Below are 10,301 nucleotides of genomic sequence, written 5' to 3'. Positions count from 1 at the left end.
GATGTTCCACGTTACTTTACTTTTCAGTTTGCATTTTAAATACTGATCGATTAGTATTTTTATGTGGTTAGTGTTTTCTATTATATTTGATGAACTGGTATTGAAAATGACAGAAGCAAGGAGGGCTGCCTGAATGAACCGGCACAAATGGCTGCACGGGGAGCTTGACGGCTGGAAAGAGGAGGGGCTGATTGGAGAGTCTGTGGTGGAGACTCTGAAATCCCGATACCCGGTAACTTCTTATGAAACCACCAGTCTCATGATGTTTTTGGCGGCACTGTTGGTGGGAATCGGACTGATCTTCTTTATCGCCCACAATTGGAGTGGGATGCCGAATCTCTTGAAACTGGCCGTTCTTTTTGCAAGCATGATTGTCACCTATGGTGCGGGGGAGTACGTCCGTGATAAAGGCAGGAGTGCCATTGGACTGTCCCTGATTTTTCTCGGAACCCTGGCATTCGGTGCGGGGATCTTCCTGATTGGACAAATGTTCCACATTGTTGCATACAATGCGGGAGCGCTGCTGGCCTGGTCAATTGCTACCGCGTTAATTGCCTGGGTCTACCGGAATCCGTACATCATGCTGGCGGCTGTGGTTCAGTGGGCCCTTGCCGTGTGGTTCCAATTCGAGGAATACCACGGGGCCTCCCTGTGGTTTCTGCTGCTTGCAATTCCTTATCTGTTTGCCGCGCGGAGATGGGAATCCCGGTTGCTGCTGTTCCTGACGTGGATCGGTGTCGGAGTGGGCGCCGTATCCAATCTGGCCTATTACGATGCCTCTGAACTGTGGGTGTACCCGGTGCTGCTTGCCGTTCTTGCATTGTCATTCACATTTGCCAACAGTTCGTTTCGTCCCATGTTCCATTATCCTTTGTTGATGTCGTTGTATGTTGCCATCATTTTGCAATCCACTCTTTTTCGGGAAGACTGGCTGCGGCTTGACCCTTCGCTGGAAAGCTACTATGTGTATGCGGTGATCCTGTTAAGTACGGTTGTCTACTTATGGCGCTCCCGATTGACCGAGTACCTGCCGATTGCAGCCATTTACCTGCCGACTGCCGGCATTGGCTATGTGGAATTTCTCAATGCGGCGCTTGCGATAGCGGTACCCATATACTTGATCTCACTGGGTGAGCGCAAACGGGAAAAATCCTGGATCAATCACGGCACGATTCTCTTCCTGCTCAGCGTGCTTGCCCTTTATGCAGTGAATGTCTGGTCACTGCTCGATTCTTCGCTCTTCTTTGTCGTTGGGGGCATCCTGTTGTTCGTCCTGGCACTCGTCATGGAGCGGCGGAGACGGAAGCTGCTGTCCTCGCTCCGGGAGGTGAAGTAGATGAAGAAGAAACTTTGGATTCTGGTCCTCCTGCAGTGCCTGTTTCTGCTGGGTATCGCCGGCCAGTATTATACCGTACGGGCATTCGGAAAAGAGATCCTGTTAAAAGCGGTACCGGCTGACCCGCGGGATCCGTTCCGGGGCGATTTTGCCCGGCTTGGTTTTGAAATCTCCCGAATCCCTGCTCCGCAAGAGAAGAGTGATTGCAAAAGGAATTGCAAGCTGTTTGTATTGCTTGAGAAAAAGGGTCAGTTTTACGTGTTCAAGGATGCTTCCTATACGGACAAGTTTGAGCCGGAAGCGAATGAAGAGGTACTTGTTGGAAAGGCCGTTTCTCATTGGGAAAATGAGCGGGAACTGCGTGTAACCTACGGTTTTGAACAGGTGTTTGTCGAAGAGGGAATGGGGAAGCCTCTGGAAGATCGGGCAGCCGAAGTGACGGTGGCCATAAAAGTCTGGAAGGGCAGGGCGGTATTGAACCATGTGTATCTGAATGGACAATTGTACAAATAGGAAAACGGCCCTTGCCAAGGACAACCGGTCAAGGGCCGTTTGGCTTTGTGAGCCGATTTAATGTGCGTTCACTTCGGCCAACGCTACCGACTGATAAGCTTTGAAGAAGGTATCGCAGAAATGATCCCACTCGGCCGCAGCCTGCAGCGACTCATCGTTCACTTCTCCGAGGACCGGTTTCTGCAGGAGCGCCGCAAGTGAGTCTGCAAAATGTTTGATGTGTTCCAGCGGTGCTCCATCCAGAACACTTGCCACAAAGTCAGTCGGGGAATACCAGTCTGTCACGCGTTGGATATCCCGGTAGATTTGCGTTAGCAGGAGATTGCGCGGACCTTCCCATTGTTCATTTACAACGGCGTCGCGGAAGATTCGCGGCAGGGAGGAGAATTCCTCCATAACGCCATGTCCCGCATACATCGAGATGGCATTCTTAAGCACCTCAATTGCCTCTTTGGTGGTGCCGATTTTTTGCAGCAGAATCAGTTCCCGCAGATTGAAAAGCTGCTTTCGGATTTCAAGCGGTTCATTGGATTTGAGTCCCGGCTGCAATGGTTTTTCCAGACGCAGGAACAGATCGTAGACTTTGAAAGCGCCTGCAGTTGCCCGTTGGGCGGCATTCTCAATCTGTTTCAACTGGTTGGCGGCCAGTGGATAGCTGCTGACCTTGCGGTCAAACACACTTCGGAAGTCACTGTACAATTTGGCTTCCCGGGCAGCACGCAGCATGTAACCGGCACTGCCAAGTCCAATTTCCAGGCGGGACAGGGTCAGCACGATTCCGACTGCTACCGCAATCCCTTTATCCGCAGGTCCGACCGGATAGGCAAGGGCTCCGTCATAGTTGATTTCCGCCGTCGGCAGCTCGGCGGTTCCCATTTTCCACTTGATCCGGTTGATTTGATAACCGTTTCGAATTTCCTGTTCTTTGTTGCCCGGGAGCCAGGCTGGAACGATAAATGTCGTGATTTTGTCAGTGCCAGTTATTTTGGCTGTGACGACTGCGTAGTCCGCATGGGCAGCCGAGCAGAAGAATTTGTTGCCATACAGCCGGAAGTATTTGCCGTCGGGGACGGCCTCCAGCACGTTCTTCGGCAAATCTGAACCGCCCTGGATTTCGGTCATGAACTGGGCTCCGATGGCAAATTCTCCATTGCGTCCTTCTTTCGCGTGAATCAGAATTTCATACAGTTCCGGAATATCCGGATTTGGGAACTGTTCCAGCAACCCGATCAAACCATGCGTGCAGGTGAGGGGGCAGGTAACGCCGGATTCCCCCAGTTCGTGTGTCAGCATTCGTTTGACAAAGCTTTCCCATGGCGTGACTTTGCTTGAGAAAAAGCCTGATCCGAACACTTCCTGTTCCAGGATGTGGACTTCCATGGGACGAACGATCCGGTCAATGCGGTGGTTGTGGGCGTCATAGTGCAGCATGTAAGGCCGTACTTCCGGACGGGCGATGCGTTCGGACAGTTGGTTCCATCTGGAGGAAACTGTCGGCGAGAAAGCCAGCAGTTTCTCGTGCACTTCCGCAAATTCATTTCCTGCGAACTTTTTCAATGCTTTCTGCAGGAAAGTTTCGTCCCGGTACCAGTCCAGTTTTTCCCGGAGGGCCAAAAACTCATCGAAGGAATACGGATTGGCACCTCTCGTTTGCGGACGGTCGATTGTCATACTCATCGAACCCCATCTCCTCTCGTTTTTTGAGCAAATAGATTGACAACACATAATCGTCAGAAATATTATATAGTTAAGCTTACGTTAACGTCAACTGGAGGTTGTGAAATGACAGCGGAACGACTTTACTCAATAAGCGAATTGGCTTCCATGTTTGATATCAGTTCCAGAACCATCCGTTATTACGAGGAGGTGGGGTTGCTATCTTCAGAATCAAGGGACAGCAACACACAGCAGCGTTACTACACCAATGCGGAACGGAGACGGCTGAAATTAATCCTCCGGGGAAAGAAACTGGGCTTCAGCTTGCAGGAAATCAAGGAAATGGTGGATCTGTACGAATCCAATCCGGAAGGGGAGGAGGAGGTGCGCCGCATTGTCCAATATGCGGATCGGAAGCTGCAGGAGATTGAAGAGCAGATCTCACAACTGGAAATGCTGAAAGACGAGATATTGGCCCACAAGGAAAAATTCTTGGAGAGAAAGGGGGAGGGAAAATGAATGCTAACGGAATTACCATTCATGGTGTACTTGAACGAAACGCGAGAAAGTATCCTGACAAGGAGGCATTCATTAGCGCAACCAATCGTTTGACCTATGCCAAAATGAACGAAACTTGCAACCGGATCGCCAGATACTTGCAGGATCAAGGTTTGCGGAAGGGTGACCGGGTTGCGGTTATGTCAAGAAACAACGAGCATTTCTTCTATGCCTATTTCTCATTGATAAAACTCGGAGCCATCCCTATGTCAATCAATATCCGGTTGACATCGAACGAACTGGAAGTCATCCTTCGCAACTCAAATGCCGCAGGAATCTTCTACGAGAAGGAATTGCTGCAAACAGTGCAGTCACTTACTCAATCATTCCCGCTGCAGCATACATTTTGCATCCAAGATACTGCGCAGGAGGCGGAATCCTATTCGGAAGACAACTTGAATTTGCCGATCGATTCACGGGAAGTATGTGAAATATTGTTTACATCGGGAACCACAGGTGTGCCAAAAGGTGTCCTGTTCAACCATGAACGAATTCTGTCCATTGCATACGGCATCTCCATCGAGTTTCAATTGACAAGAAATGATCGCATGCTGACCATTATGCCGTTGTCCCACTCGGCGCCTCTCAATACGTTTTTTATCAGCGGTTTATATTGCGGCTGTACCCACGTATTGAGCGATTTCACTCCGCAGGCGTTCCTGGAATGGATTCACAAGGAGAAAGTCACCTTTGTGTTTGCCGCTCCGGTGGCCTATCTGATGGCTGCCAAAGATCCGCGACTGCAACAGTATGATCTGTCGAGCATAAGGGTTTTCGCATACGGCGGGGGTCCGCTTGCGCTGGTTTCCTACGAACGCGTGCGGGAAGCGTTTCAGAATGACAATTTCTTTCAGGTGTACGGCCTGACGGAAGCCGGACCGAACGGAAGCCTCCTGCGTCCGGAAGAGCATCTGACCAAAGCCGGAAGCATCGGGAAAAATACGGCAGTCAACATGGAATTCAGGGTGGTTCGTGCCGACGGAAGTGAAACGGCGCCAGGCGAATTCGGAGAAATCATCTTGTCGGGAGACAGCTTAATGCTGGCGTATGACAACAATCCGCAGGCAACAACCGAAACAATCCGCGACGGCTGGGTGTATACAGGCGATATTGCATATAGGGACGAGGACGGGTATGTTTACATCGTTGACCGCAAGAAAGACGTGATTATCTCCGGCGGAGTGAACATTTACCCGAGAGAGATTGAAGAGGTGCTTGCCAAGCATCCTGCCGTGCTCGAATCCTGTGTGATCGGGGTACCGCATGAGGAATGGGGAGAAACAGTCAAAGCTGTCGTCGTGCCAAAAGCCGAAGTTACAGAAGAGGAATTACGGGAATTTGTGGCGGGTCATCTTGCGGATTACAAGTGTCCCCGCTTGTATTCATTCGTACAGGAACTGCCTCGAAACGCCAGCGGAAAGATCCTGAAACAACAGGTGAAAAAAATGTGATACCATCATAACGTAAGGATGGTGGGAGGTGCCGGCATGCTTGAGGTATTCAAATCGGTGATAGAATCCATCCGTTTTTAACAAGACCGGTCAGATAACGATAAGGGCTGTGGAGGCTAACTCATTCAAATTTGGAACTGACTCATTTGGGGTTGCCCTTTTGGGACAGCCCGCCGGTCTGGGCTTCTTCCCCGGGCTGACCTTTGACTTCCGTCAGGGAGCTGCGCTGGATGAGCGCTCCCGGCGGATTGTTTTGTGCGACTACGCCTCCGCCTTCATTGACCATCCGGTCGGTTTCTTCCGCCTCGTCGTTTTCGTTTTGGTAGTGTACTTCGTCATACCCCATTGAAACAACCTCCCATTTTTGCTGACCTTCCGTTTTTACTTTTACTGTCTCAGGATTCTGTTTCCGACACAACTTGCGTTCAGGATTACCCAATAAGACGGATACGGTGTCCGTAACGGGTTTGTTCCGTTTCTGAAGAGTATGCCCGGAAAACATGCATTTGATCCCCGTCCAAGGAACCAGAGTCGGTGGTGGAGGCGGGCGTCTTTTGTCGGATAATGCTGCGGCGTGTAAAGCTGAGGCCCCGATCAGAATTTGGCGGTCAGAGATTCGGCATCCGCCTGCGGCAAGGACCTGGCGAATGCCCATTTTCCTTGTGGTATGAAAAAGATTCCGCCAATGCATACTAATTCCAAAGTTCAGCATCACAAACGGGAAGGCGGGATGGAGATGGCGATTCTTCCCAGACGGGTACCCGCCGCGCCGATCCGGCTGGCCGGGTTGGTGCGGTGCGACGCAAAAACCAAACATTTGATCCCGCGGCTCAAACCTGGGGAGATCGCTGTATTGGCGCATGAGGATTTGGACGAGATCGCGGCCAGAGGGTTAATTGAAGCAAAAGTCAAAGCAGTCGTCAATACCCGCTGCTCGATGACGGGCCGTTATCCCAACCGCGGCCCCCTGCTGTTGTTGCAGGCCGGAATTCCGGTGATCGATTTGGAGCGACGAGACGACCAGGATGAACGCCCCGGGGCGTTTGACGTTTTGCGGGACGGCGATCCCGTAACCGTGCTGGACGGGGCCTTGTATGTACGGGACCGTTATCTTGGGCAAGGCAAAGTATTGACGCAACAAGAGATCGCCAAGCGGTTGGCGCTCGCCAAATCCAACGCTGCAAACGAACTGCATCGGTTTCTCGACAACACTCTGCGGTACGCCAGCCGGGAGAAAGACTTTTTCCTCGGTCCCCTGCCGCCGCTCAAGCTGGAAACGCGAATCCGCGGCAGGCATGCACTGGTGGTTGTCCGCGGCAGCACCTACCGGGAGGATCTGCAGGCGATCGCCCATTACATCAGGGAACGAAAACCGGTGCTGATCGGTGTGGACGGCGGGGCGGACGCGTTGTTGCAAGCCGGTTTTCGGCCGCATCTGATCGTCGGGGACATGGACTCCGTTTCGGATGCGGCTCTCACGTGCGGGGCGGAGTTGCTGGTGCACGCCTATCCAGACGGCCGGGCGCCCGGATTGAAGCGCCTGGAAAGTCTGGAGCTGGAAGCGCACCGCTATGCGGCTCCCGGGACAAGCGAAGACATTGCGATGCTGATCGCGCATCAGATGGGAGCCGATCTGATTGTGGCCGTAGGCACACATACGAACATGGTCGATTTTTTGGAAAAAGGGAGGGAAGGAATGGCCAGCACCCTGCTGACCCGCCTGCGAATTGGCCCGAAACTTGTGGATGCCAAGGGTGTCAGCCAGTTGTATCAGACCGGCGTTTCGTGGAAAGCTTTGTTGATGGTCACGCTTGCGGCACTGATTCCGGTGGCGGTGCTGGCGGCGGTGAATCCGGTGGTCCGGAACATCCTTCGCATCCTGTATTGGAAAATCAAGCTGCTGTTTGCGTAAGGAGGAGAGCGGGTGTACGGATTCCGCTATCATCTGGTCACGGTCAGCGCGGTGTTCATGGCGTTGGGAATCGGAATTTTGCTGGGCGGTTCCGTCGGGCAGGATCTGTTTCCGAAAGAACAACTTGCGCTGCTTGACCGTCTGGAGGAAAAATACAACGCTTCGCGGCTGGAAACTTCCAGATGGAGCCGGAAGGCATCGGAATTGACGCGGCAACTCCAGCAAGCCGACCAGGCGATCCGGCAGATCGGCGACATGTACGTCAGAGGCAGGCTGGCCGGTAAAAATATCGTCCTTGTGCAGTTTGAAAAAGGGGATGTGTCAAAAGTGACCGCCTGGCTGCAAAACGCGGGAGCGCGGATACAGGCGGTCGTCAAAGCCAAAGACCCGGAAGCGTTCCTTGACGCCTCCGCGTGGCCAGTGTTGGCGGAAGGGCTCGGAACGCCGCAGGAAACGAACGAAGCCGCCGTGCTGGCCCGTGCGGCCCAAGCCTTGGCAAACAGCGTCGCAGGTGCCGCTTCCTCCGAGTGGCCCGTTGTTTTGCGGGCAAAGGGATGGATCGAAACGCAAGGTCGGTTGGGCAATCGGCCGGATGCGGTGCTGGTGCTGGCGGGAACCGGAAAGAACGCGCCTTCGCGCATGCAAATGTTTGATCTGCCTTTCTTAAAGGAACTGTGCAAACACAACATGCGGGTGATCGGAGCCGAAAGGTCGGACGCGGAATCGTCCATCGTTCTGGGATACCGCAAGCTCGGGATCCCGACGGTGGACAATGTGGACCAGGCAAGCGGGCTGTTATCGCTAGTCGAATTGATCAATGGAACGGACGGGAGTTTTGGCGTCAAGCAAACCGCCGACGCGTTGCTTCCCCGGCTGGACGGATGGCCGCCGGAAAGATGGAAGGAGGTGCAGCAGCCTTGAAAATTGGAGTGATTATACCCGCATACAACGAGGCGGAGCGGATCTCCGACACGATCCGCGCCGTCCGAACGCTGTCGGAAATCACCGAGATTTTGGTTGTGGACGACGGATCGGCCGATGAAACCGCTGCCCGGTCGCTGCGGGCCGGCGCACGGGTTGTCTGGCATCGGCAAAACTTCGGCAAAGGACAGGCGTTAAAAACCGGACTTCAATCACTGCAAAGCGAAATCGTCGCGGTGATCGACGCTGACATCGGCGGACAAGCCGTTGAGTTGAAACGGTTGCTGGAACCGGTTCGCAACGGTGAAGCGGATCTGGCCATCGCCCAATTTCCTCCGGTGAAAGGAAAGAACGGGTTTGGCATCGTAAAAGGGCTTGCGAAATGGGGAATCCGGCGGCTGACAGGGTTTGCGGTCCAAGCGCCGTTATCGGGACAGAGAGTGTTCCGGCGGGAAATCATTCGCCATTTGAATCTGGCGGACGGATACGGCGCGGAAGTCGCCATGACGATTGACGCCCTGCGCGCGGGGTACCGTGTTGTGGAAGTGCCGGTCGCGATGAAAAACCGAGAATACGGCAGATCGCTATGGGGATTTTTGCACCGCGGAAGACAATTCTGGCATGTGGCCGGGGCGCTCTTGGAACGCTGGCGGGAATCGCCCGAGCTGATGCAAATCGAAGATTCGACTTCCAGTTGGAGGTAAACGATGGGGGCAGGGATGCAGGCGGAGTGGACAGTGTTTGCGCTTTCCGTAGCCGGGTTTGTTTTGTGCGCGGGTTTGACGAGGCTTGTGTTGCCTCCCGTTCAACGGATGCTGCGGCAAGCCGGCTGGGTTCGGCCAAATTACAAAGGCGATCCGCTTCCCGTGGCGGCGGGAATCGCGTTGGTCGCGGCATTTTCGGCAGTCGATGTCCTGATGATGGGCGGGGAGCGGTTGCTGCAAGTGTCTGCCCATACGGAGCCGGTGCTATTCTTGGCTTGCGGCATGGCCTTCCTGGGATTGCTGGATGATCTGGCGGGGTCGCGGCAAACGGGAGGATTGCAAGGTCATTTGCGAAAATGGATTCGCGATGGGGAACTGACTACCGGATTGATGAAAGCGGCGGGCGGCCTCGTGTTGGCGTTTGCCGCCGCGCTGTCCGGAATGTCGGAGGCGTCGGCCGAATCCCATGCGTGGGGCGTGCAAAAGGTTTTTTCGCTGGCGGTCGACACGCTGCTCATCGCCTTATCGGCGAATGGGGTCAATTTGCTGGACGTACGGCCGGGAAGAGCGTTGAAGGTTGTGTTGTTCCAGATTTGCACACTGCTCTTTTTCGCATCTTCTGCGGCATCCGTTCCGCTTATGATGCTGGCGGGCACGGCAGTTGCCTATTTTCCGACGGATTTGCGCGGCAAAGCCATGATGGGGGATACGGGGGCCAATTTTCTCGGGGCCGTGCTCGGGTATCTTGCGGCCCAATCCTTTGATTTCGGCGTTCGCTTCGTCATTCTGGCAATTTTAATCGCGCTTCACGTCTATACGGAATCGCGTTCCCTGACAAAGCTGATTGAGAGCAATAAATGGCTGGCGTGGCTGGACCGACTTGGCCGGGAGCAGGCGCGTTAAGGAACTCGCCTCATTGCCGGTTTTTTTTCTGTTTCCAGGCAGGCTTGCGCACCATGCCGCGTTTCTTGTCGCGATAATAAATGAAACCGCCGAGAAAAAAGAGGCCGCCAAGCATCAGCACGCTTCCGATCAGGATGCGCCACCAGACAATCGCCGACGGATCGGCAATTTTATCCATAACGGCAACCCGGAGCAAGTTTAACCCGTATCCGGTAAGCAGGAAAATCGAGATCAAGATCAGCCAGGACACCAAGCGCAGCATAAGTGGTCCCTTCCTTTCCGATTGCAATGTCCGAAAAATTATATCCCAACCGGTCTTCTTGTGTAAATGGTTTTGCTTTGATTTA

The 10,301-nt window shown here is 53.6% G+C and carries 11 protein-coding genes; 8 read left to right on the top strand and 3 right to left on the bottom strand.

The genetic code is table 11. The features are described 5' to 3' along the window. The first annotated feature begins 133 nt into the window (after positions 1-133). Positions 134-1,336, top strand: coding sequence for a DUF2157 domain-containing protein (locus tag AC4ED1_RS12145; RefSeq protein WP_490938942.1), 1,203 nt, complete (start codon positions 134-136; stop codon positions 1,334-1,336). Further along, positions 1,337-1,849 carry a GDYXXLXY domain-containing protein gene (locus AC4ED1_RS12140; protein WP_490938940.1) on the top strand — a complete coding sequence of 171 codons (513 nt, stop codon included), beginning with the start codon at positions 1,337-1,339 and terminating at the stop codon, positions 1,847-1,849. A gap of 57 nt (positions 1,850-1,906) precedes the next feature. On the opposite strand, the gene AC4ED1_RS12135 is transcribed toward AC4ED1_RS12140, so the two are convergent. Beyond that, on the bottom strand, positions 1,907-3,526 hold the full coding sequence (locus AC4ED1_RS12135; protein ID WP_490938938.1) for an acyl-CoA dehydrogenase family protein: 1,620 nt from the start codon (positions 3,524-3,526) through the stop codon (positions 1,907-1,909). A 105-nt stretch (positions 3,527-3,631) separates the two neighbouring features. Here AC4ED1_RS12135 and AC4ED1_RS12130 point away from each other — a divergent pair, with 105 nt between their 5' ends. Together AC4ED1_RS12130 and AC4ED1_RS12125 are read left to right on the top strand one after the other, a co-directional pair. Beyond that, positions 3,632-4,024, top strand: a complete 393-nt coding sequence (locus AC4ED1_RS12130; RefSeq protein WP_490938936.1) for a MerR family DNA-binding protein — start codon at positions 3,632-3,634, stop codon at positions 4,022-4,024. After that, complete coding sequence (locus tag AC4ED1_RS12125; protein ID WP_490938934.1) at positions 4,021-5,514, top strand: class I adenylate-forming enzyme family protein; 1,494 nt, start codon at positions 4,021-4,023, stop codon at positions 5,512-5,514. Before AC4ED1_RS12130 ends, AC4ED1_RS12125 begins: the two co-directional genes overlap by 4 nt. Before the next feature lie 142 nt (positions 5,515-5,656). Here the strand turns inward: AC4ED1_RS12125 and AC4ED1_RS12120 are convergent, their stop codons facing one another. Further along, positions 5,657-5,860, bottom strand: coding sequence for a hypothetical protein (locus AC4ED1_RS12120; protein ID WP_490938932.1), 204 nt, complete (start codon positions 5,858-5,860; stop codon positions 5,657-5,659). 390 nt (positions 5,861-6,250) lie between these two features. Here AC4ED1_RS12120 and steA point away from each other — a divergent pair, with 390 nt between their 5' ends. The 4 genes from steA to AC4ED1_RS12100 are packed head-to-tail and all read left to right on the top strand — an operon-like array spanning position 6,251 to position 9,954. Further along, positions 6,251-7,426 carry a putative cytokinetic ring protein SteA gene (gene steA, locus AC4ED1_RS12115; protein WP_490938930.1) on the top strand — a complete coding sequence of 392 codons (1,176 nt, stop codon included), beginning with the start codon at positions 6,251-6,253 and terminating at the stop codon, positions 7,424-7,426. A gap of 12 nt (positions 7,427-7,438) precedes the next feature. Continuing rightward, a complete protein-coding gene (locus AC4ED1_RS12110) occupies positions 7,439-8,347 on the top strand; it encodes a copper transporter (RefSeq protein ID WP_490938928.1) in 909 nt (302 codons plus the stop codon). Then, a complete protein-coding gene (locus AC4ED1_RS12105; RefSeq protein WP_490938926.1) occupies positions 8,344-9,051 on the top strand; it encodes a glycosyltransferase family 2 protein in 708 nt (235 codons plus the stop codon). The genes AC4ED1_RS12110 and AC4ED1_RS12105 overlap by 4 nt, the downstream gene beginning before the upstream one ends. Positions 9,052-9,054: 3 nt before the next feature. Next, entirely contained in the window at positions 9,055-9,954 is a 900-nt protein-coding gene (locus AC4ED1_RS12100; RefSeq protein ID WP_490938924.1) for a hypothetical protein, read from the top strand. A gap of 10 nt (positions 9,955-9,964) precedes the next feature. On the opposite strand, the gene AC4ED1_RS12095 is transcribed toward AC4ED1_RS12100, so the two are convergent. Next, on the bottom strand, positions 9,965-10,216 hold the full coding sequence (locus tag AC4ED1_RS12095; protein WP_490938922.1) for a DUF2627 family protein: 252 nt from the start codon (positions 10,214-10,216) through the stop codon (positions 9,965-9,967). Positions 10,217-10,301 lie beyond the last annotated feature (85 nt).

It is taken from the genome of Effusibacillus sp. SKA8, from assembly GCF_058273125.1.
The sequence above is the reverse complement of the archived record's forward strand: the minus strand, read 5'-3'. Positions and strand labels throughout refer to the sequence as shown.